Source organism: Myxococcus sp. CA023, from assembly GCF_010998615.1.
Lineage (GTDB): Bacteria > Myxococcota > Myxococcia > Myxococcales > Myxococcaceae > Myxococcus.
This window is the reverse complement of the sequence record NZ_JAAEAH010000008.1, coordinates 98,024-120,147: the sequence shown is the minus strand read 5'-3', so window position 1 is coordinate 120,147 and position 22,124 is coordinate 98,024. Positions and strand designations below refer to the sequence as shown.

The following is a 22,124-nucleotide window of genomic DNA, read 5'->3' as shown; positions in this document are numbered from 1 at the left end:
CTCAGGAGCCCTTCCTTCCCATCAGCGAGCCCATCTTGCTGAGCAGCCTCGCGCTATCCTGCTGCGTCTCCGGCGCGGCCACGGTGGCGCCGGCCCGCTTGCCCGTCACCACCGCCTCCAACTCGTCCGGGTTGTCCGCGAAGCCCTTGGCGACCTCCAGCTTCACCTTCCCGGCGCGCACCAGGTCCGCCAGCGAGTCCTCGAAGCGGATGATGCCCAGGCTCTTGCCGCGCTGCTGGAGCGAGGGAATCTGGAACGTCTTGTTGTCGCGGATGAGGTTGCCCAGCGACACCGAGCCCGGCAGCACCTCCGCCGCGGCCACCAGCCCCTTGCCGTCCGCGCCCGGCATCAGCCGCTGGCTGACGATGAGCCGCAGGCCGCTGGACAGCGACAGGCGCACCTGCTGCTGGTCCCCCGGCGGGAAGAGGTCGATGAGCCGGTCGATGGTCTTCGCCGCGCTCGGCGTGTTCATGGTGCTGATGAGCAGGTGGCCCGTCTCGGCGGCGGACAGCGCCATGCGCACCGTCTCCGTGTCGCGCAGCTCGCCCACCACGATGACGTCCGGGTCTTCGCGCAGGCTGCCCTTGAGCGCGCTGGCGAACGTCTTGGTGTGCGAGCCCACCTCGCGCTGGCTGATGAGCGCGCGCTTGCGCGGGTGGACGAACTCCACCGGGTCCTCCACGGTGAGCACGTGGTGGGACGTCTCGCGGTTGATGAGGTCCACGAGCGCCGCCAGCGTGCTCGTCTTCCCGTGGCCGGACGGGCCGGTGATGACGATGAGTCCCTGGTGGTGGTGCGTGGCCTTGGCGATGTCCGCGGGCAGGCCCAGCGACTCCAGCGTGGGCACTTCCCGCGCAATCAGCCGGAAGGTGCCCTTGAGGCCGGTGCGCTGGCGGCTGACATTGACCCGGAAGCGCCCCATCTCCGGCGTCTCCAGGGAGAAGTCACAGCTGCCCTCGCGCTCCAGCACCGGCCGCAGCCGCTCCGGCACCACCGGCAGCAGCAGCTTCTCCACCGTCGTCGCGTCCAGCACCGGGCCCTGCGCCGTCAGCTCGCCCGCGAAGCGGAAGAGGGGCGGGCGCTCCGCGATGATGTGCACGTCGCTGGCCAGTCCCCGGCGGCCTTCCTCCAGCAACACGGCCAGCTCGCGCCCCGCGCCCGTGAAGGTCCGGGCCGGCGCGGCCACCGGACGGGCCGCCGCGGGCTCGGGCGCACGGGCTGCCTGGGCCACGGCGGGCTCGGGCGTGCGGTAGGGCTGCGACGCAGCGGGCCCGGGCGTGCGGTATGCCGGAGCAGGGGAGGGCTCGGGCGTCCGGTAGGACGGTGCCGCGGCCTGCACGGGCGCTGGGGCGGCGGGACGCGCGGCGGGCGCGGGCTGTGCGGGCGCAGGCGCCGCGGGACGCGCGGTGGCGGCCTGGGCGGCGGCCCCCGCGTCGGCGGCCCGGCTGAGGCGCAGGTGGATGAGGTCCCCTCGCCGCATGGCGGCGATGGACAGCGAGCCCAGGCCGGTGGCGTTGACGGACCACTGGACCGGCGTCTCCGTGACGGTGGAGGCTCGGGCCACGCCCACCATGGCCTGCAGGGCGCGAGTGATGTCCTCGGCCGTGGCGGTGGTGGGGTCCACCGGCTCATAGCCATTGGCGCCGCGGATCATCGGCGGCCGGCCGGTGGCCAGGGTCAACTCGGTGACACCCGGACGCGACAGGTGCCGCAACAGTTCTGCGAGCGATTTCATGCGGGATGTCGGCTCAGCCGCGACGGCGCGCGGGCGCGGGGGAACCGCAGGATAAACGACATCGCGGGGAATGCGGCCACCCCTTGTCCCAGGAATGCCCGCCTGCTTCCGGACAGACGGAAATCGTCCGCGCCTGACGGAGACTGTCACCTGGAATGCGGGGGAGGGAGCTCCGGGACCCACCAGGGGGCCCGCTCGGAGCAGCAGGCGGGAGGAGGGCCCCCCGCCCGGAGGCAATACGTCCCGTGGAGTCTAGAGCTCGCGGGACATCAGGAGGCGAAGCTTCCCGGACTTCTTGGAGACCACCGTGGCCACCGTGGTGAAGCCTTCCTTCCGGTAGAAGCTCACCGCGGGCGAGTTGGACGGGTCCACCCGCAGGGCGATGGTCTTCCGGTACATGTCCCGGGCCGCCTTCAGCGCCTGCTCCAGCAGGATGTTGCCCAGGCCCTTGCGGCGCAGCTCGGGCTTCACCACGATGTTGCGCAGGTACGCCGCGCCCGGAACGGGGCCGTCCCGCTCCACCGTGACATAGCCGACAAGCTGGCTTTGCAGCTTCGCCACATGGATGAAGGGCTTGAGTTGCGTCAGGGCCTTGAGGCTGTCCTCCTGCGTCTCACCCCGGCTCTTCCAGGGCTCAGAGCTGGCGCGCAGGTCCGCCACCGCCGTCATGTCCTCGTCGGTGGGCAGGCCGAACTTCACCGCCGCCATCAGGTCGTTGGGGAGGCCAGCCACATCCAGTATCGGTGCTGGGGCCACCTCCATGCCTGCGTCCACCTGCTTCATCGTCATCGCCTTGCTCCTCCGTCGAGTTGCGATCCTAACCGCTGTGGCGGCACCGGTGCACGCGGTGATTCCGCGCACATTGTCCCATGAAGTGAGGAGAGGCCCTCCTCTCCTTGGTGAGGAGCCGGATTTCGTCGAACCGGCCATGCGTTCAGCCCATTCCAAAGGATGAGCATCGCCTCCACGCCTGGCACCCTGCCGGCCTTCCGTGTCGGGCCGCTTCCCACTATAAAAACCCGCAGTCGGGCGCGAAGGCGTCAAACTCCTCCGTTCGACCGTCAGCCAGAGCCCCACCTTGCAACTCAACCACGCCCAGCGAGAGCTGACGCTCAAGATCGTCTACTACGGGCCCGGCCTCAGCGGGAAGACGACCAATCTGCGCCATCTCCACGCGAAAGCGTCCCCGGAGGTGCGGGGACGGTTGCTGACCGTGGAGACCCACGACGACCGCACGCTCTTCTTCGACCTGCTGCCCGTCTTCTTCTCCACGTCCTCCGGCTTCAAGGTGAAGGTGAAGCTCTTCACCGTGCCAGGCCAGGTCATCCACAACGCCACCCGGCGCATCGTCCTGCAGGGCGCGGACGCGGTGGTCTTCATCGCGGACAGCCGCCGCGGCGCCACGGCGGACAACAACGCCTACTGGCGCAACCTCCAGGAGAACATGAAGGAGAACAACCTGGACCCCAGCCAGGTCCCGGTGGTCATCCAGTTCAACAAGAAGGACCTGCCGGACGCGCGCACGGATGCCGAAATCGAGGAGGCGCGCCAGCGTGGCGGCGAGGCGGTGGTGGGCGCGGTGGCGCTGCGGGGCGAAGGCGTGCTGGAGACCTTCCACGCGGTGGCGCAGGCCGCCTACCGGCGGCTCGACATGCGCGCCCATCTGGCGCGCAACCTGGGCCTGACGGAGGCGGAGTTCCTGGGACAGATCTTCCGGCGCATGGACCTCACGGGCACGGCGTTGGCCTCCATGTACGAGCGCGCGTCGGGTGAAGCGCGCAACGGAGACGGGCGATGAACGGCGCGTCGGGCAACGGGGCGTCGGACGGCGTGGGCGCGTCGCGCCGTGAGTCAGTGCTCCAGCGAAGGCTGTCGCTGGCGGACATGCTGGACCTGCCCTCCTTCGTGGAGGTGGTGCGGAGCTTCAGCGAGCTGTACCGCGTGGGCATCAAGGTGTTGGACACCGCGGGCGACAAGCTGGCCGACGTGAAGGTGGGCCACGGCGACTTCTGCTCGTACGTGTTCGGCTTCCCGGAGGGCCGCTCGCGCTGCACCGCCACGGTGGCTCGCGTGAAGGACGGACCGGTGGCCCCGGTGCAGGGCGCCTGGCCCGCGCGCGGTGATGGCGCGGAGGCGGCGGGCATCATCGCGCTGCCGTGCTTCACCGGCCTGCGCTACCTGGTGATGCCGGTGTGCTGGGAGGGCGACAAGCTGGGCCGCGTCATCCTGGGCCCCTTCACGCCGGAGGAACTGGCGGACTTCCCGCCGTCGCTGACGGACATCTCCGGGGTGGACCTGTCGCGCGCGCACGAACTGGTGGCCCGCGTGCGGCGCGTGCCCGAGCGCACCGCCGCGCAGGTGCTGGTGCACTTCGGGCAGGTGCTCGCCGCGCTGGTGGCCAGCGGGCAGCGCGCCTTCCTGACGACGCAGCTCCACATCGAGGCGATGCTGGAGACGCACCGGGATTTGGAGGCAAACAACGCCCGGTTGGCGCAGGCCAACATCCGCCTGAAGGAGCTGGACCGGCTGAAGTCCACCTTCCTGGGCACGGTGAGCCACGAGCTGCGCACGCCGCTGGCTTCCATCATCGGCTACTCGGAGATGCTCGCCGAGGGTCTGGCCGGCGCGCTCAATCCGGAGCAGCTGCTCTACGTGCGCACCATCGTGGAGAAGGGCGAGTCGTTGCTCAACCTCATCTCCTCCATCCTGGACCTGAGCCAGATTGAAGCCGGACGGCTGCGTCTGGTGATGGGCCCGGTGGACCTGGGCAGCGTCATCCAGACGGCGGTGTCCAGCGTGGCGCCCCAGGCGCAGCGCAAGGGCGTGGAGCTGGAGGTGCGCATGCCTCCGTTGCCTCAGCCGCGCCTGGCCGCGGACGCGGACAAGCTGCGCCAGGTGGTGGTGAACCTGCTCGCCAACGCGGTGAAATTCACCTCGTCCGGGGGCCGGGTGTCGGTGGTGATGTCGGAGGCCACCGCGCAGAATGAGCTGGCCGCGCCGGGCTACCGCGTGAGCGTGGAAGACACCGGCATGGGCATCCGCGAGGACCAGTTCGAGAACATCTTCCAGAGCTTCTACCAGGTGGACGGCAGCTCCACGCGCGAGCACGGCGGTGCGGGGCTGGGACTGGCCATCGTGAAGAGCCTGGTGGAAGGCCACGGTGGCCGCGTGTCCGTGGAGAGCGAGTTCGGCCGGGGCTCCCGCTTCACCGTGGTGCTGCCGCTCCAGCCGCCGCTGTCGGAGCACGGCGGCTTCTCCGCGCTGGCGCCCACGCCGTCGTCCAGCGGGCACGACCGCTTCTGACGCGACCTGACGCACCGGGGGACTGAACTGAGTTCCCCGGCCGGAAGGGCTCCCGCGTATTCTCGCGCGCATGCTCTCCGGACGCCCCCCCGCCGCCTCCTACGTACTCATCGACGCAGAGAACATCGACTGGGCTGTGTCCAACGTGGTGGGGCGCAAGCCCGAGTCCCAGGACCGCGTCCAGTTCGACCGGCTCGTGTCCTTCTGTGAGACGAACTTCCCGGCGCCCGTGCGCTGCGTGGTGGTGCTCAACGCCCGCGGAGAGCAGTTGCCGGACGTCATGATTGGCTTCGTGCGCGCGCTCAAGTCCGCCGGCTGCGACGTGGCCCTGCTCTACGGCCGCCCCGACCAGAAGGTGGTGGACCTGGGCATCCTGAAGCTGCTGGAGAACATCCGCACCCAGCGCCCCGGCGCGGCGGTGGTGCTCGCCAGCCATGACGGCGCGGACTTCGCGGACGCGCTCAAGCCCATGCTGGAGGAGAAGCGCCAGGTGGCCGTGCTCGGCCTGCGTGAATACATCAGTCAGCGCTTCCGGGAGCTCGTCCCCTCCGGGCTCAAGATTCTGGATTTGGAGTTGAACGCCAAGGTGTTCAACCGGCCCCTGCCGCGCATGCTCCCTGTCAACGTGGACGAGTTCGACCCGGGTCTGTTCTTGTAGCAAAGGCAGTCACAAGACCCGCCTGGGCTGTGGAGATTCCTGTCACAGCCCAGTGTATTCTGAGAGTGCGGTAAAACATGGCATGACGCTTGAACTTGCTTCTCCTGAGCTCAGGGATTCCCCCTGGGTCATCAGGAGTCTTCATGCGTTCGTCTCGTCGCGTTGGAACCGCCCTCTGGGCCGCCGTCTTCTCGCTCGCTCTTCCGCTCAGCCAGGCCCACGCCGCTGAGAACTGTGTGGAGTTCCAGGGGCTCCAGCACTGTGGCCTTGGTGCCGTCAAGGTGAGTGGTTCGGAGAAGGGCGTTCGCATCGACAGCCAGGAGAAGGAGCCGTCCGGTAAGGGCGGCGTCGCCATCCACACGCCGCCCGCGGCGGCCTGGACGGCGGAGACCCAGTCGGACGGCGCGCAGCGCAACTTCTTCACCGCCTACGCCGAGGATGTGCCGGTCAGCACGTCCACCGTCAACTCGTCGCGGGAGTCCACCTCGTACTCCGCGACGTTCACCGGCTCCGGTGACGCGACCACCTACTCCGTGCTCGCGTACTACAACGGCCGGCTCCAGGCCGCCGTGGGTGGTATCCGCAGCGGTGACACGGGCGCCGTGGGCATGATGCTCCCCAACCCGGGCTGGACGCCGAACTGCCGCCCGCGCACCCAGACGTATGCTCAGTGTGAGTCGGCCTGCTACGCGAACGGCTACTCCAACTGCAACTACTGCAACACGCCGTGCTCCCTCACCGTAGGCTTCGCGAGCGCTCAGCTCAGCAGCGCCTGCCTGTGGCAGTACACCGTCGCGGAGCCGGGGGTCCGGCTGCCGAACGGCCAGACGGTCCGGGCTGACCAGATCGTGCTGCAGGAGGAGATTTCGGGCCCGTCCAACTACCCGTACCTCAACTTCAACCGCATCGACGTGCAGACCACCGCGCGCTCGACGGTCATCACCGGCGAGTCCCTCGTCCCCGCCGGCAAGTAGTCATCGCGTCGTTTCGGCCTGGAGCGGGCGCGGGGGGGACGCCCGCTCCGGGCCGTTGTCTTTCCCGTTCCAAATCCTCTCTCCGAAGAGCGTCCCATGAAGGCATCGTGGTGGTTGACGGCCCTGCTGCTCACGGCGGGAGCTCCCAGGCAGGAGAACGCCGCACCCGCGCCGGGCGCGGCCGTCTCGGAGGTGCCCGGGCGCCCGGACGACGAGGCCCTGGCGGGAGGCGGCACCACGGTGTTTGACGCCTCGCACAATGCCTATGGCCGCGCGCTGGGAAACCTGGCGCCCACGCGCTGGTACCAGATGCGCGAAGGCAAGGTGCTGTTCATGCGGGACTGGGCCGCGCATGAAGAAGGGCTGGCGGGCCCGCTGACGAACGCCGCCGGGTGTGGTTCGTGTCACTTCAAGGATGGCCGGGGCCGCCCGCTGCCCGACGTGGGGCCGGAGGCGCCGCTGCTCGTCCGGTTGAGCGTGCCCGCGAAGGACGCGCCCGCGGGGCATCACGAGCCCGTCTACGGCGTGCAGCTCAATGACCGTGGGACCGCGGACGTCCCGGCTGAGGGCACGGTCCAGGTCACCTATACGGACGTGAAGGGGACGTACGCGGACGGGACGCCGTACACGCTGCGCCAGCCGCGCTACCGCATCAACCAACTGGGCTATGGGAAGCTGGCTCCCGGGGTGATGCTCTCGCCGCGCATCCCCTCCCAGCTCTTCGGCCTGGGGCTGCTGGCGGCCATTCCGGATGAAGCCATCCACGCCCTGGCGGATGCGGATGACCGCGATGGGGACGGCGTCTCCGGCCGTCCGAACCGCATGGTCAGCGTCCACTCCGGCAAGGCGGAGCTGGGCCGCTTCGGGTGGAAGGCCAATCAGCCCACGCTGGAGCAACAGGTCGCCAGCGCCTTCTCCGAGGACCTGGGACTGACGTCACCGCTCTATCCGGAGAGCAACTGCACGGCGAAGCAGGAAGGCTGCATGACGCGAGTGGCCGCCAAGGCCCCCGCGCTATCGCGCCACGTCCTGGAGCGGACGACGCTGTACCTGCGGCTCATCGGCGTGCCCGCGCGGCGCGACGTGTTGGAGCCCACCGTGATGAAGGGACAGGTCCTCTTCCAGCAGGCGGGCTGTGCGGCGTGCCACCAGCGGGAGTTCACCACGGGCACGGTCGAGGACGTCCCCGAGCTGTCCAACCAACGCATCCGTCCGTACACGGACCTGCTGCTGCACGACATGGGGCCGGAGTTGGCGGACGGCCGCCCGGACGGAGAAGCGAGCGGCACCGAGTGGAGGACGCCGCCCTTGTGGGGACTGGGGCTGCTGGAGACGGTGAACCGTCAGGTGCGGATGCTCCACGACGGGCGCGCGCGCAGCTTCGAGGAGGCCATTCTCTGGCACGGCGGCGAAGGCGCTCGCGCCCGCGAGCGCTTCAAGGCCTTGAGCAAGGCGGAGCGTGAGGCATTGGTGGCCTTCCTGCGCTCGCTCTGAACGCGAGCGCAGGGGGCGTCACCGTCAGCTGTTGGCCATGGCGGTGCGGAGGCTGTCCAGGATGTAGTACCGGAGCTCCTCGCTCGTCATCTCAGGCGTCTCCTTCAACTTCTTTTCGGCGAACTTCTTCCATTCGTGCAGCTCGTTGAGAGTCGGCTCGCTCGACGGCTGCGTGGGCCCGGCCTGGTTGAGGTAGATGAGCCAGCCGTAGGCCGCCCGGATGTGGTCTTCGATGCGATTGCTGGCGGGAGCGTCCGTCCCCATCTTCTCGTTGCGCATCGCGTCCTGGATGGCGAACTTGAGCTCCTCCGGGGAGATGTCCTTGTTCTCCTTCTTCTTCTCGTTGGCGAAGGCGCGCCAGCGCTGCATCTCCTCGGGCGTGGCGTCGCGCTCTTGCCCCTCGTAGCAGAGCGACACCCACTTGACGGCGTCCTGGATGAACTTGTCGATGTTGGTGCTGCCCGTGCCGTCCATGCCCGTCGCCTTCACGCGGATGGCGTCCTGGATGGCGAACTTGAGCGCCTCCGGCGTGATGTCCGGGTTCGCCATCTGGTGCTTCCGGGCGAAGTCGCGCCAGTGCGCCAGTTCCTCGGCGGTGGGCTTGCGCTCCTGGCCCTCGTAGCACTGGGTGACCCACTTGACGCCGTCCTCGATGAACTTGTCGATGTTCAGCGGCGTCGCCTCACCGGTCCCCGTCATCTTCGCGCGCATGGCGTCGGTGATGGCGTACTTGAGATGCTCCGGCGAGATTTCCGGGTCCTTCTTCAACTGCTCCTGGGCGAAGGCGCGCCACTCCTTCAGCTCCGCGGGCGTGGCCTCGCGCTCCTTGTCCTCGTAGCACTGGGTGACCCACTTGACGGCGTCCTGGATGAACTTGTCGATGTTCTCCGGCGTCACCGCGTCCGTCCCCAGCACCTTCGCCCGGACGGCGTCGATGATGGCGTACTTGAGCTCCTCCGGGGTCGTCTTCGGATTCTTGCTCATCAAGTCGGCGGCGAAGGCGCGCCAGTGCTGCATGTCCGCCTCCGTGGGGGGAGGCGCCTTGTCGTCGTAGCACTGGCTGACCCACGCGATGGCCTCGGAGATGAACCTGTCGGTGTTCGCCTGCGAATGGGCGTCCAGTCCGTCCCGCTCCAATCGCAGCTTGTCTTGGATGGCGTAGCGGACCTCCTCGGCGGTGATTTCGGGTTTCTTTTTGCGGAGCTCCCGTGCGAAGTCCAGCCACTTGGAGCGCTCGGGACCACTCGGCCAGCGGTCGCCTTCGAAGACATTCCGGTATGCTGCGGCAACGCATTCCGCCAGGCGCTCATCCCTGAGCGGGCCCAGGGCGGAGGGGAGAATCTCCTTGCCGAAGGGAGGCTGCGGGGTGCCCGAGGTCCCCGGGGCCTGGGCGGCGAAGGTGCTCGCGGGAGCCGCTTTCGTCACGCTCTGCGTTGGAAGCACGGAGCCGAGCAGGTCCACCCACTGCTGGGGGCTGACGTCCTTATTGCCCGTGGGGCTCGTCTGGGTTTTGGACGTGGAAACGAAAGGCAGCCGCTCGCCAATCTTCGACATGAAATCCCCCCAGGAGATGGAAGACCCAATCTTTATGTTGTCTTGGATTGGTGGGAAAATGTTGCGTCTGCCCAAGGTGCCAAAAAGTGTCGTTGCCCTGACACGCCGTCTGGTCTTACGTGTGCGTCCATGTCTGGTGAGTTCGATTTCATCCGCCGGTTCCTTGCGCACTTCCCGGCCGCGCGTGTGCCCGTGGGGCCCGGGGACGACTGCGCGGTGCTGCCCCCCTCACGTGGCGCGCAGTGCGTCACCACGGACGCGGTGGTGGAGGACGTGCACTTCACGCGCGCCGCGTTCTCCCCCGCGGACATCGGCCACAAGGCGCTGGCGGTGAACCTGTCGGACCTGGCGTCCATGGGGGCCACGCCGCGCTGGTTCGTCTGCGCGCTCGCGCTGCCGAAGGACTATCCCCTGCGGGAGCTCACGGGGCTGGCGCGAGGCATGGCCGCGCTGGCCGCCGCGCACCGGATTGCGCTGGTGGGTGGCAACTTCACCTCCGCGCGCGAGCTGTCCGTCACCATCACCGCCGCGGGCGAGCTGTCACGCGCGCCCCTCACCCGCGCGGGGGCCAGACCCGGGGACCTCCTCTATGTCTCCGGCACGCTGGGTGATGCGCGCCTGGGCCTGGAGCACCTGCGTGCGGGGCTGCGCCGGGGCGCCGCCGTGCGCCGCCAGCGCCGCCCCGAGCCTCGCGTGGCGCTAGGTCTGCTCGCCGCGCGCCATGCATCCGCCGCGCTGGATGTTTCCGACGGGCTTGCACAAGACCTGGGTCATCTCTGCACCGCCTCGGGCGTGCGCGCGGAGTTGGAGGTGGAGCGGCTGCCGCTGTCGGCCGCGGTGCGCAAGGCCCTGGGGCCCGAAGGCGCGCTGGCGGGGGGCGAGGACTATGAATTGCTGCTGGCCGTTCCCCCGGGACGCAGCCGGGCATTCGAGCGCGCGTGCGCTACAGGAGGGCACGCCATCACCCGCATCGGCCACTTCACAGAGGGGCGCGGGTGGGTGGGCCGGGACAGGACAGGCCGCGTTCTCCCACCGCCAGAGGGGTTCGATCACTTCCGACCTCGGGCGATGGATTGACCCTGCGGAGCAGCAAGGCTAAACCCGAGACGCTTCTCATCCCCCGAAAGCAACCCGTGCGCCGTCCCCTCCGCGACGACACAGTCCCCGGACACACTCCCCGCCGCGAGCCCCTGCAGCGACTGCTGCGCGCCGTGGACGGACCTCGCGCGACCCGCGAGGTCTCCCTTCACCGGAAGATTCTCAACGGCTACGTCTTGATGGGGCTGGCGCTGACGGGGTGGATGTACGCGTCGGACGGCCTCATCAGCTTCGTCTTCCCTTCACTCAGCGCCGGGGGGAAGGACGCCGTGCGCATTGGCGTCGCCATCATCATCACCGGGGCCGCCGCCGCGCTGCTGCCTTCGTGGCTCGCGCGCGTCACCCGCGTGAAGGTGCTCAGCCGCTCCGCGTACGAAATCTCGCAGGGCGACCTGTCCAAGCCGGTGGCCGCCGAGGGCGGCAGCAAGCGCGACGAGATTGACGAGCTGACGGGCGCCATCACCCGCATGCAGGAGAACCTGCGCGAGCTGGTGGGCAAGATTCAAGAGACGGCCAAGAGCGTGGCCGACACGGCCATCGACCTCCAGCGCTCGGCGGAGAACGTCAACGGCTCCACCGAGGAGGTGGGCTCGTCGATGGAGAAGATTGCTGGCGGCGCCGAGTCCCAGTCACAGCTGGTGTCGAAGGCGTCCAAGGTCATCACCGAGATGGCCGGTAGCATCCAGCGCACCACGGCCAGCGCCGAGGACGCGGCGCGGACGACGGCGGAGACGAGCAGCGCGGCCGAGGACGGCTCCAAGGCGGCGCGGCTGGCCGGCGATAAGGTGAAGAAGGTCTTCAACCGCATCGAGTCCGCCAGCCAGCAGGTGTTCGCCTTCGGCGAGAAGACGCAGGAAATCTCGAAGATCGTCGACGCGATTACGCAGGTGGCGCAGCAGACGAACCTGCTGGCGCTCAACGCGACCATCGAGGCGGCGCGCGCGGGTGAGTACGGCCGCGGCTTCGCGGTGGTGGCCGATGAAGTGCGCAAGCTGGCCGAGAGCGCGGGCCGCTCCGCCGAGCAGATCTCCAAGCTGGCGCGTGACATTTCCGGGCAGTCCACTTCCGTCGTGAGCGCCATGAAGGAAGGCATCGCGGAGCTGGCCGAGGGCCGCGAGGACCTGACCAACATCGTGCGCTCCATGGGCGCCATCACCGACACCATCCGCAAGGGCTCCGAGAAGGTGCACCTCATCTCCGATAGCGCCCGCGAGCAGCTCAAGGGCAGCGAGGAGATGGTGACGGCCATCGAGGAAATCAAGCTGGTGGCGCGCAACAACGCCTCCTCCACCGAGGCCATCCAGGCCGTCATCCAGGAGCAGACCGCCGCCGTGTCCCGCATGACGTCGCTGGCCAGTGAGCTGACCAACCTCTCCGTCGAGCTGCAGAGCGTCGTGCGCAGCTTCCGCCTGGGCTCATGAGCCAGACGCCCTCGGACAACGTCGACGCGAAGCTGAAGGCCGCGGAGGACCATCTGCGCGAGGTGATGCTCGCGCTCCCCGAGGTCACCGAGGAGTTCCCCTGGGGCCACCGCACGGCCAAGGTGAAGGGGAAGATGTTCGCCATCCTCGTGCTGGACAACGATGGGCTGGGTGTCACCACCAAGCTCCCGGAGTCCAACGAGGCCGCGCTCACGCTGCCCTTCACCGCGCCCACCGGCTACGGCCTGGGCAAGAGCGGCTGGGTGTCCTCCCGCTTCAAGCCGGGCAGCGAGGTCCCCATCGGGCTGCTGGCCCAGTGGATTCATGAGAGCTTCCGCGCCGTGGCGCCGCAGAAGGTGCTCAAGGCGCTGATGGCTCCGGGCGCGGCGCAGGCTCCGAAGGCGAAGTCGGCGGCTCGGAAGACGCCCTCGGCGGCGAAGCCCGCGGCCCCTGCAAGGAAGTCTGCGGCGGCGAAGCCGGGGGCCGGTGCAGGGAAGGGCGGGGCGGCGAAGCGGGGTGTGGCGGCGAAGCGGGGTGTGGCGCTGACGCCAGCGGCCGGAAAGAAGCCCGCACCGGGCAAGGCGGCGGCGGGCGGGAAGAAATCCGTGGCGAAGCCGGCCTCGGCGCGCGAAGGTCCCACCGCGCGGGCCGGCGTGAAGCAGACGTCCACGGTGAAGCGGGGCGCGGCGGGTTCGTCCCGGTCGAAGCGGTAGCGAATCGGGCCGGTCATTCCAGAGTGGATAGAACGTTACTCCTGTGCGGCACGTCATCTTCCGGGTGGAGAAGGAGCGTTACGGGCTGCCGCTCTCGGCGGTGCGAGAGGTCGTCGTGCCTCCCGAGCGCTTCACCCGTGTGCCGCGTGCGCCACTGGCCATTACAGGCGTAATGAATCTGCGCGGCAGGGTCGTGACAGTGGTAGAGCTGCGGCAGCTTCTGAGTCTTCCTGAAGGTCCTACCCCGCCCGGACGGGTGGTTCTACTGGACCGCGGGCGGAGAGACCTGGGACTGTTGGTAACAGACGTAGACGGCATCGAAGCGGTGGAGCGGGTGAGCACGGCGCCAGGAAAGATGACGCCTGCCATCCGGGGCGTCGCCAGGCTGGGTGGCCTGGGAGTGACTGTCCTGGACCCAGAAGGGTTGGACGCCGCGGTGGTTGCCTTGTTCACCCATTCCAAGTGAGTAGCCCCCTGGAAAGCGCGGATGCTAGTGTCCGCGCTCCTCTAGGTGATTCGGAGGCGGAGTTCTTCACATGGCTAAGCGGGTCCTGGTCGTCGACGATGCCATCTTCATGCGCAACATGATCAAGGACATCTTTGCGTCTGGGGGGTTCGAGGTCGTCGGTGAGGCGGCCAACGGCCTGGAGGCCGTGGAGAAGTACAAGGAGCTCAAGCCCGACCTCACGACGATGGACATCGTCATGCCCTTCAAGAGCGGCATCGAGGCCACGCGAGAGATCATCAAGGCAGACAGCAGCGCGGTGGTCATCATGTGCTCCGCGCTCGGGCAGGAGAGCCTGGTGATGGAGGCCATCGAGGCGGGCGCCTCGGACTTCATCGTCAAGCCGTTCCGGGCCGAGGACGTGCTGGCCGTGGTGAAGAAGGTCCTGGGCGAGACGTGAGCGGCTGCGCCCTGGCGCGGGCTGTCCACCCTTCCTGACACGAGGCCGGGTCCATGACGATGGACATGTCCCGCTACCTCGGGCTCTTCATCTCCGAGGCGACCGACCACCTGGAGGCGCTCGGGCGTGACCTCGTGGAGCTCGAGCGCGAGGGCTCGTCCAGCGCGGTGGATTCGATGTTCCGCCATGCCCACTCGGTCAAGGGCATGGCGTCGTCCATGGGCTTCGAGCCCATCGCCATCGTGGCGCACCGCGTAGAGGACCTCGTGGACGCCGTCCGTCAGGACCGCGGCCGCCTGGACCGCGACCTGGTGGACCTGCTGCTCACCGCCGCCGACACCATGCTCGCGCAGGTGCGCGCGGTGGCGGAGGGCAAGCAGCCGGATGATTCCGCGGCGCTCCTGACGCAGCTCGGCCAGCGCGTCACCACCATGACGGGCCACGCCCCGGCCGCCACGCGCGTCGCGAAGGTGACGGCGCTGAAGCCGGAGGGCGGAGGCTCGGATGGCACGGGCTCGGATGGCCCTGGCGGAGGCTCCGGGCCTGGCTCGGATGGCTCGGGCACGGGGGGCGGAGCTGGCGGCGGCTCGGGCACTGCGGGCGGAGCTGGCGGCGGCTCGGGCACTGCGGGCGGAGCTGGCGGCGGCTCGGGCCCCACAGGTGTCGGTGCCAGCCCTGGCTCGGCGGGAACCTCCGGCCCGGCCAGTCCCAATCTGATGAACGGCGGGTCCGGCACCTCCGCCACCTCCAGCGCGCCGAATGGAGCGCACGGCACCAGCGCCCCAGTATCCCCGGACGGAGCCACCGGAGGCGTGGTGGTGCCGCTGTCCGCGCGCCGGGCCTCGGACGGGCCCGGAGCCGACGCCGGAACCGCGGCCCCAACGCCCGACCTGGCCAACTCCCTGAAGGCCGCGGCCAGCGCGCCGCTCCCGGACACGCTGGCCCAGCGCTGGGCGGTGCGGCTGCGCATCGCGCCCACCTGTCAGGTGCCCGGCGTGCGCGCCTTCCTCGTCCACAAGCGCCTCACCAACCTGGGCACGCTGGTGGACCTCCGGCCCGCGCTGGAGGAGCTGAAGGCCGGCCGCATCCCAGACGGCAACATCCAAGTGGAGCTGGAGACCCCGGCGGGCGAAGCGGGCATCCACGCGGCGCTGAAGAATGTGGCCGAGGTGGAGGTCATCTCGGTGAAGCCCGCGGTGGCCGCGCCCGTGGTGCAGCCCACCCTGGTGCCTGTCCCCGACGGCGCCCGCGCGCCCTCGGACACGGCGTCGCGCACGGTGCGCGTGCGCACGGAGCTCCTCGACTACTTCCTCGACACCGTGGGTGAGCTGATGCTTGCCACGGCCCGTCTGCGCGAGGTGGGCAAGGTGCTGCCGGAGAACACGCGCCCCGCGCTGGAAGAGGGCGTCTACCGGCTGCACACGTTGGTGAAGGACCTGCACGACAAGGTGATGACGGCGCGCATGACGCCGCTGTCCCTCATCACCGACCGGCTGCCCCGGGCGGCGCGAGACATCGCCCGCCGCAAGGAGCGCGAGGTCGACCTGGTCATCACCGGCGCGGAAATCGAACTCGACCGGGCCATCCTCGAGGAGTTGTCGGACCCGCTGCTCCACCTGCTGCGCAACTGCATCGACCACGGCCTGGAGGCGCCCGAGGATCGCGCCGCCGCGAAGAAGGGCCCACGGGGCCGGGTGCTGGTGGCGGTGAAGCGCGCCAGGGACCGCGTCATCATCGAGCTGGAGGACGACGGCCGCGGCATGGACCCCGCGAAGCTGAAGAACGCCGCGGTGTCGCGAGGCCTGCTCTCGGCGGAGGCCGCGGCGCGCCTGACGGACCGCGAGGCCTTCATGCTGTCGTGCCTTCCGGGCGTCTCCACCGCCAAGGACATCACCGACATCTCCGGCCGCGGTGTGGGCATGGACGCGGTGAAGCGCGTGGTGGAGAACGTCGGAGGCACGCTCGAAATCGACAGCGAGCGAGGCCGGGGCACCCGCTTCACCCTGCGACTTCCACTGACGGTCGCGGTGGTGCACCTGCTGCTGGTGGAGGTGGGCGAGGAGGTCTTCGGCCTGCCCATCGCCAAGGTGGTGGGTGCGACGGAGGCGGACGGGGAGTCACTCAGCCGCAGTCGCGAGACGGCCCTGCTGCCCCATGGTAATTCGCTGCTGCCGGTCCATTCGTTGGATGCGCTGGTGGGCGTACCTGCCCCCCGGAGGCAGGGAGCCCGGCCTTTCGTGGTGATGGACGGGGATTCCGGCCGGGTGGCCCTGGCGGTGGACCGCCTGTTGGGACAGGAGGAAGTGGTGCTCAAGCCGCTGTCGCGGCCCCTGGACTTGCTGCCCGGCCTGTCCGGCGTCACCATTCTGGGAAGTGGGCGTCCGGTGTTCATCCTGGACGTGCCGAGGTTACTGTCCGCGTGAGCCAGCCCCTGCACAGCGACGCGCAACTCGACGCACTGCGCGAGGTGGCCAACATTGGTTGTGGCCACGCGGCCAATGCGCTCTCCCGGTTGATGGGGGGACGCAAGGTGGACCTCTCCATTCCCCGCGTGCTGCTGACAGGCCCCTCCGACGCCGCCGAGCTTCTGGGCGGAGCCGCGCCGGTGGTGTCGGGGTGGCTCGGTATCCAGGGCGGGCTGCGGGGTGCCCTGTTGCTGGTGCTGCCCCAGCAGGACGGCGCCGCGCTGGAAGCGCTGCTCCTGGAGGGACAGCCCGCGATTCATCAGACCGAACGGGACAGCGTGGTGGCGGAGACGGCGAACATCGTCGCCAGTGCCTGCCTGTCCGCCATGGGCCGGCTGACGGGCTGGAAGTTGGTGCCCACGGTGCCCACGGTGCGGCGAGGCCGCGCGCGGGACGTGGTGTCCGACGCGGTGGGGCAGGTGGAGGGCGACGCCAGCAGCGTGGTGGTGCTGGAGGCCCGCTTCCTCGCGACCGCGGCGCCGCCGGTGGGTGGACAGCTGGTGCTGGTGCTGGCGCGGGACAGCATCCGCGACCTGCTGGCGCGGCTGGGCGTGTAGCCCGTTTCGAGCTAGACGGGCGCCCATGGATGAGAAGGCGCTGAAACAGCTCCTGGGCAGCGTGAAGTCCGGCCGCGTCTCCGTGGACGACGCGGTGGGCAAGTTGAAGGACCTGCCCTTCGCGGAGCTGGGGTACGCGACGCTCGACACGCACCGCAACCTGCGTTTCGGCTTCCCGGAGGTGGTGCTGGGTGAGCCCAAGACGGTGGAGCAGCTGCTGGGCATCGTCGGGGCGTTGGTGGAGCGCAAGCAGACGGTGCTGGTGACGCGGCTCCAGCCGGACAAGGCGGAGGCGCTGGTGGCGCGCTTCCCCAAGGGCGAGTACCACCCGGTGGCGCGCATCTTCCATCTCAAGCAGGGCAAGGTGCGCGCGGGCCGCGTGGCCGTGGTGACGGCGGGCACCAGCGACATCCCCGTGGCGGAAGAGGCGGCCACGACGGCCGAGGCCATGGGCGCGGAGGTGCGGCGCGTCTACGACGTGGGCGTGGCCGGCATCCACCGGCTGCTGCGGCGCCGTGAGGAAATCCAGGAGTGCCATGCCGCCGTGGTGGTGGCGGGCATGGAGGGCGCGTTGGCCAGCGCGCTGGGCGGACTGGTGGGTATTCCCGTGGTCGCGGTGCCCACGTCGGTGGGCTACGGCGCCAACTTCAAGGGCGTGTCCGCGCTGCTGGCCATGGTGAACTCGTGCGCCTCCAACGTGGCCACGGTGAACATCGACAACGGATTTGGCGGTGGCTTCTACGCCGCCCTCATCTCCCGCACGAAGGGACGCAGGTGAGCACCATGCGACGCATCCTCTACCTGGAGCCGGTGGGTGGCATCGCCGGGGACATGTTCCTGGCGGCGGGCCTGGACCTGGGCATTGCCCCGGCGGAGCTGGAGCGCGCGCTGTCGGGCCTGCGCGTCCCGGGCTGGAAGCTGGCGGTGAGCCGCGCGGTGCGCCACGCCATCAGCGGCACGCACCTGGACGTCGTGCTGGATGAGCGCGAGGCCCATCCGCACCGCGCCTACGCGGACATCCGGCGCCTCATCGAGGAGGCGGACACGCTGCCCCCGCGCGCGAAGGAGCGGGCGCTGGCGGTGTTCCGCGCCATCGGCGAGGCGGAGGCGAAGGTCCACGGCGTGTCCATCGACGACATCCACTTCCATGAAGTGGGCGCGGTGGACTCCATCGTCGACATCTGTGGCGCGGCGGTGGTGCTGGAGCTGCTGGGCAACCCGGAGGTCCATGCGGCGCCGCCGCCGCTGGGCAGCGGCACCATCCGCGTGGCCCATGGCGCCATGCCCATTCCCGTGCCCGCGACGCTGGAGTTGTTGCGTGACGTGCCCGTGCGCTTCGAAGGCGTGGGTGAGCTGACGACGCCCACGGGCGCGGCGCTGCTCAAGGTGCTGGCGCACATCGGCCATCCGCCGGACTTCATCGTGGAGAAGGTGGGCTACGGCGTCGGAACGAAGGACTTCAAGGACCGGCCCAACGTGCTGCGCGCGTCGCTGGGCCGCCTGGAGCAGGCCAGCAACGAAGGGCTCTGGGTGGTGGAGGCCAACCTGGACGACGCCACGCCGCAGCTGCTGGGGCACCTGCTGGAGCGGTTGCTCGCGGTGGGCGCGCTGGACGCGTGGGTGACGCCGGTGGTGATGAAGAAGAGCCGGCCGGGGCACCTGCTGAGCGCGCTGGTGGAGGGCGGCACGCGCGAAGCCATCGTGGACGTGGTGCTGCGCGAGTCCACCACGCTGGGTGTGCGCTACCACCGCGTGGAGCGTCAGGCGCTGGAGCGTGACTGGGTGGAGGTGGAGACGCCGTGGGGCAAGGTCCGCGTGAAGCGCGGGCTGCGCCAAGGCGCGGTGCTCAACGCCCACCCGGAGTTCGAGGACTGCCGCCAGGTGGCGGAGGCCGCGGGCGTCCCCGTGAAGCAGGTGATGGCCGCGGCGGTGGCGGCGCTCGGCCCCAAGGACTGAGCGCCGTGGGTTCCATCTCCGAAGGCTTCGCGGACAGCTTCGTCAGGGGGCGATGAAGTCCCGGGCGCGGGTGCCCTGACCGCGGTGGCTACGCCGGCAAGCGCACCTGGATGCAGGTGCCGCTCTGCTCGGCGCGCACGCACAGGTCGCCGCCATGGCGCTCGACGATGCGCCGGCAGACGTCCAGGCCCATGCCCGCCGCATGGGGCTTCGTGCTGAAGAAGGGCTCGAAGATGCGCGGCAGCAAGTCCTTGGGAATGCCCGGCCCGTCGTCGGAGACCTCGACGACCACGTGCGCGGCATCCTTCCAGGTGCGCAGTCGCACGCGGCCTCCGCGCTCGCCCAGCGCCTCCAGCGCATTGAGCACCAGCTGCGTCCACAGCTCGTCGAGCGCGACGCCTTCCGCCTTCAGCCGGGGCAGGCGCGGGTCGTACTCACGCTCCACCGTGAGGTGCTCTCCGCGCAGCCGGTGGCCCAGCACCGCCAGCGCGTGCTCCAGTCCTTCGTGGACGTCCACGTCCTCACGCGGCACCGGGTCCATGAAGGCATAGGCCTTCACGCCTTCGACCAGCGCGGACACGCGCGCCGTTCCTCGCGCCACCTCCGCCATGAGCACGTCACAGTTCACCGCCACCACCAGCCACGCGAGCACGTCGCCCAGCAGCGCCCCGCCCACGCGCGTCGCCACCGACTCCAGCCACGCGACGTCCAGTCCGGAGGCCACCAGCGCGGGCGCGGCCTCCCACGCATCCGCCACGCCGCGCGCCTCCAACCAGGAGCCCAGCGCTTCCTCGCGCTCGGCGCGGGCCAGGGGCTCCAGCGGCGGAGAGGTCCGCCCGCGTTCCGCCGCTTCCCGAGGCAGCGCCAGCAGGACGCTGCGCTGGGGCAGGGACAGGCCGTGGTCGCCCAGGGCCAAGGCGCGCGCGGACACCGTGGCCATCAGCTCGCCCAGCCGCGTCGCGCTCCGCCGGGCCGCCGCGGCAGGGCTGCCCAGCTCGGCGCCCAGTTCGGCCGCCATGCGTCCCACGGGGAGCAGCTCCACCTGGGGACGGACGTCTTGCGCCTGCTGCTGGGAGCGCTGCGAGGCCAGCTCCATCAGTCCCCGGCTGAGCCCGGGCGCCAGCCGCAGCAGCTCCCAGAAGGTGGCCGGCTCCATCCGGAACAGGCGCACGTCCGTCACCGCGTCGCCGCTGTGGGGGTAGGGCGCGTTCAGGAAGAGGATGAGCTCGCCGAAGAGGTCGCCGGCCTCCAGCGTGAACGTGGGCACGCTCTCCGTGCCGGTGCGGCGGCTCCACTGCGTGTGGCCCTCCATGATGACGGACAGGCCATCCGCGGCGGCGCCTTGCTCAGCGATGCGAGTGCCAGCCGGGAAGTGGAGTTGACGGCCATGGTCCGCCATCCAGCGGAGCTGTTCTCCGGTGAGCTGGGCGAACAGCGGAACCTGGCGCAACGCCGCGACGATGTCGTCACTTCCCATACGCCGGGATGCTGCCTGTCCCCGCCAGGGAGTCCATCGGATTCGGCGGAACCCCGCGCTATCGCAAGGGTTGCCGCGTCAACGCCTGCGCAAAGGCGTCGTTCCGCTGCCCGGCCACGCACACCGGCAACCCCTCCAGCATCCCGCAGCGCGCGCCCGCTCGGAGGAAGGCGCCCACCTGCTGACGCACCACGACGTACACCGTGTCCCCGTCCACGCCGCCAGGGCGCATGGTGGCGTTGCACTCCTCCGCGATCGACGGTGGGGTCCGGGTGACGTAGCCGCTGTTGAAGGTGAGGCCCAGCCGGTAGGCCATGTACCCCGTCGCGTTGACCAGCGGCTCGTTGTAGGGGCACACCCACTGCACCTGCGGCGGGAAGAGCGCCAGGTGCTGGTAGTGGCCCTTCAGCTCCGCCCACTCCGGGGCCTGAAGCCGACGGAAGCCTTCCGGTCGCCGGCGCAGCTCGCTCTTGTCCTGGCGCACGTCGTAGGCCTGTACGGCGACCACCAGCGCGAGCACCGCCGTCCCCACCCACGCGCGTTCTCGCCACTGTCGCAGCCACAGGAGGAGGGCGCCGCCCATCACCGCGTAGCACAGCGGCCAGATGAATCGCCCGGACGCGCGGAACGCGGACGTCAGCCGCGAGAAGGGCTCGTACAGCCCTCCAAGGTCCACCACCAGCCGGCCCGTCCACGTCACCCGAGACGACAGCGCGTAGACGGCCAGCAGCAGCACCGCCACCGCGAAGGGCAGTCCCCGCCGCCAGGGCAGGTCCCTCAGGGTGCGAAAGCGGAGCGCCGCGCCCACGACGGAGAGCACCACGAGCAGCAGCGCCCCCGCGCCCACATAGCCGAAGCCTTCGCCCTGCCGCCGCGCCACGGGCAGTGAGGGCAGCAGCCGCGACCAGTCCGTGGGATTGAACAGCGTGGTCAGGTCGGCGGAGAACTGGCCGAAGCCTTCCGCGCCCAGGTTGCTGCCGACGAAGTAGCCGAAGAGGGCGAAGATGAGCATGTCCAGCACGACGATGCCCACCGAGGCCAGCAGTGCGCGTCCCCAACTGATGACGCGGCCCAGGGCGAGTCGCACGGTCAGCGCCATGGCCAGCGGCGCGAGCATGGCCACCAGGTACGGATGCGTGCCCGCGCCCACGGCGTTCAACGCGGCGGCCCACAGGAGGCTCCGCTTCGCCGCGTGGGCGTCCGGTGTGTCGCGCAGGTGTAGCCACATCATGGCCACCAGCAGCCAGTGCGAGCACAGCGTCAGATGCCCCAGCCGCGCCGCCATGGGCGGAGCCAGGGCCAGCAGCAGACCGCCCTGCAACTGATGCGTGGGGCGGGACGAAACGACGGACACCAGCTTCGCGCCGAACCAGCCCATGAGCGCGAAACCCAGCGCCAGCCAGAGGCCGTGGTACTGGAAGTCAGCGGGCAGCAGCGCGTTGAAGGGCTTGAACAGCACTGCCAGCAGGGGATTGCCGTCCGTGAGCGCCACGGAGGTTCCATGCGGGAAGAGCTGGTTGGGCGAGCTCGTGAGCGGCAGGCCCCAGGGTGCGTTTCGGTAGAACAGCCAGCCGAAACCGGAGGCCGCCCAGTCCTCGCGTATCATCCAGTCGATGCGCGTGGGCGGAATCGCCCGGCCACCGCCGAGCCAGAGGAACCACGCCAGTCCACCCAGCGCGGCGCCCCAGGGCGCCCACCGACTCGCGGGTGAAGGAGAAGGCGCAAAGGTGGGGGCGGGCGGAGTCGGGGCGAGCGCCGGTGAAGCGGATTCCCTCGACGCCGGTGGACTCGGGATCGTCATGGCGGCCTTGGTG

19 protein-coding genes are annotated in these 22,124 nt (G+C 69.9%); 14 read left to right on the top strand and 5 right to left on the bottom strand.

What is annotated here, in order from left to right:
- Position 1 precedes the first annotated feature (1 nt).
- Entirely contained in the window at positions 2–1,735 is a 1,734-nt protein-coding gene (locus F8M74_RS05320) for a type IV pilus twitching motility protein PilT (RefSeq protein ID WP_141255103.1), read from the bottom strand.
- 252 nt (positions 1,736–1,987) lie between these two features.
- Entirely contained in the window at positions 1,988–2,524 is a 537-nt protein-coding gene (locus tag F8M74_RS05315; RefSeq protein WP_141255104.1) for an N-acetyltransferase, read from the bottom strand.
- A gap of 289 nt (positions 2,525–2,813) precedes the next feature.
- Between F8M74_RS05315 and F8M74_RS05310 the strand changes: the two genes are divergently transcribed.
- The 5 genes from F8M74_RS05310 to F8M74_RS05290 all read left to right on the top strand — a co-directional run bounded on the left by F8M74_RS05310 (position 2,814) and on the right by F8M74_RS05290 (position 8,164).
- Positions 2,814–3,533: an ATP/GTP-binding protein gene (locus tag F8M74_RS05310; protein WP_141255105.1), complete on the top strand. Its 720-nt coding sequence runs from the start codon at positions 2,814–2,816 to the stop codon at positions 3,531–3,533.
- Positions 3,530–5,038, top strand: a complete 1,509-nt coding sequence (locus F8M74_RS05305) for an ATP-binding protein (RefSeq protein ID WP_141255106.1) — start codon at positions 3,530–3,532, stop codon at positions 5,036–5,038. Before F8M74_RS05310 ends, F8M74_RS05305 begins: the two co-directional genes overlap by 4 nt.
- Before the next feature lie 70 nt (positions 5,039–5,108).
- Complete coding sequence (locus F8M74_RS05300) at positions 5,109–5,696, top strand: NYN domain-containing protein (protein ID WP_141255107.1); 588 nt, start codon at positions 5,109–5,111, stop codon at positions 5,694–5,696.
- Between the two features lie 143 nt (positions 5,697–5,839).
- Positions 5,840–6,670 carry a hypothetical protein gene (locus F8M74_RS05295; RefSeq protein WP_228559312.1) on the top strand — a complete coding sequence of 277 codons (831 nt, stop codon included), beginning with the start codon at positions 5,840–5,842 and terminating at the stop codon, positions 6,668–6,670.
- A 96-nt stretch (positions 6,671–6,766) separates the two neighbouring features.
- Entirely contained in the window at positions 6,767–8,164 is a 1,398-nt protein-coding gene (locus F8M74_RS05290) for a di-heme oxidoredictase family protein (protein ID WP_141255109.1), read from the top strand.
- A 24-nt stretch (positions 8,165–8,188) separates the two neighbouring features.
- On the opposite strand, the gene F8M74_RS05285 is transcribed toward F8M74_RS05290, so the two are convergent.
- A complete protein-coding gene (locus F8M74_RS05285; protein ID WP_141255110.1) occupies positions 8,189–9,718 on the bottom strand; it encodes a hypothetical protein in 1,530 nt (509 codons plus the stop codon).
- 129 nt (positions 9,719–9,847) lie between these two features.
- Here F8M74_RS05285 and thiL point away from each other — a divergent pair, with 129 nt between their 5' ends.
- The 9 genes from thiL (at position 9,848) to larC (ending at position 18,833) form a co-directional block, all read left to right on the top strand.
- On the top strand, positions 9,848–10,795 hold the full coding sequence (gene thiL / locus F8M74_RS05280; RefSeq protein ID WP_140795602.1) for a thiamine-phosphate kinase: 948 nt from the start codon (positions 9,848–9,850) through the stop codon (positions 10,793–10,795).
- Positions 10,796–10,851: 56 nt separating this feature from the next.
- Complete coding sequence (locus tag F8M74_RS05275) at positions 10,852–12,237, top strand: methyl-accepting chemotaxis protein (RefSeq protein WP_141259163.1); 1,386 nt, start codon at positions 10,852–10,854, stop codon at positions 12,235–12,237.
- Positions 12,234–12,950: an MmcQ/YjbR family DNA-binding protein gene (locus F8M74_RS05270; protein WP_141279526.1), complete on the top strand. Its 717-nt coding sequence runs from the start codon at positions 12,234–12,236 to the stop codon at positions 12,948–12,950. Before F8M74_RS05275 ends, F8M74_RS05270 begins: the two co-directional genes overlap by 4 nt.
- Before the next feature lie 43 nt (positions 12,951–12,993).
- Positions 12,994–13,416 (top strand): chemotaxis protein CheW, encoded by a 423-nt coding sequence (locus F8M74_RS05265; protein WP_011556619.1) that lies wholly within the window; start codon positions 12,994–12,996, stop codon positions 13,414–13,416.
- Between the two features lie 70 nt (positions 13,417–13,486).
- Positions 13,487–13,855 (top strand): response regulator, encoded by a 369-nt coding sequence (locus F8M74_RS05260; RefSeq protein ID WP_011556618.1) that lies wholly within the window; start codon positions 13,487–13,489, stop codon positions 13,853–13,855.
- A gap of 53 nt (positions 13,856–13,908) precedes the next feature.
- Complete coding sequence (locus tag F8M74_RS05255; RefSeq protein ID WP_141253405.1) at positions 13,909–16,278, top strand: chemotaxis protein CheA; 2,370 nt, start codon at positions 13,909–13,911, stop codon at positions 16,276–16,278.
- The gene (locus tag F8M74_RS05250) at positions 16,275–16,877 is read left to right on the top strand and encodes a chemotaxis protein CheC (RefSeq protein ID WP_141253404.1); all 603 of its coding nucleotides are present in this window, start codon (positions 16,275–16,277) and stop codon (positions 16,875–16,877) included. The genes F8M74_RS05255 and F8M74_RS05250 overlap by 4 nt, the downstream gene beginning before the upstream one ends.
- Positions 16,878–16,902: 25 nt before the next feature.
- The gene (gene larB / locus F8M74_RS05245; RefSeq protein WP_090488050.1) at positions 16,903–17,655 is read left to right on the top strand and encodes a nickel pincer cofactor biosynthesis protein LarB; all 753 of its coding nucleotides are present in this window, start codon (positions 16,903–16,905) and stop codon (positions 17,653–17,655) included.
- A 5-nt stretch (positions 17,656–17,660) separates the two neighbouring features.
- Positions 17,661–18,833 (top strand): nickel pincer cofactor biosynthesis protein LarC, encoded by a 1,173-nt coding sequence (gene larC, locus F8M74_RS05240; protein ID WP_171410509.1) that lies wholly within the window; start codon positions 17,661–17,663, stop codon positions 18,831–18,833.
- Between the two features lie 88 nt (positions 18,834–18,921).
- Here larC and F8M74_RS05235 read toward each other — a convergent pair whose 3' ends face one another.
- Positions 18,922–20,310: an ATP-binding protein gene (locus F8M74_RS05235; protein ID WP_141253402.1), complete on the bottom strand. Its 1,389-nt coding sequence runs from the start codon at positions 20,308–20,310 to the stop codon at positions 18,922–18,924.
- A 58-nt stretch (positions 20,311–20,368) separates the two neighbouring features.
- Positions 20,369–22,111: a DUF6311 domain-containing protein gene (locus tag F8M74_RS05230; protein WP_216620707.1), complete on the bottom strand. Its 1,743-nt coding sequence runs from the start codon at positions 22,109–22,111 to the stop codon at positions 20,369–20,371.
- Between the last annotated feature and the right edge of the window lie 13 nt (positions 22,112–22,124).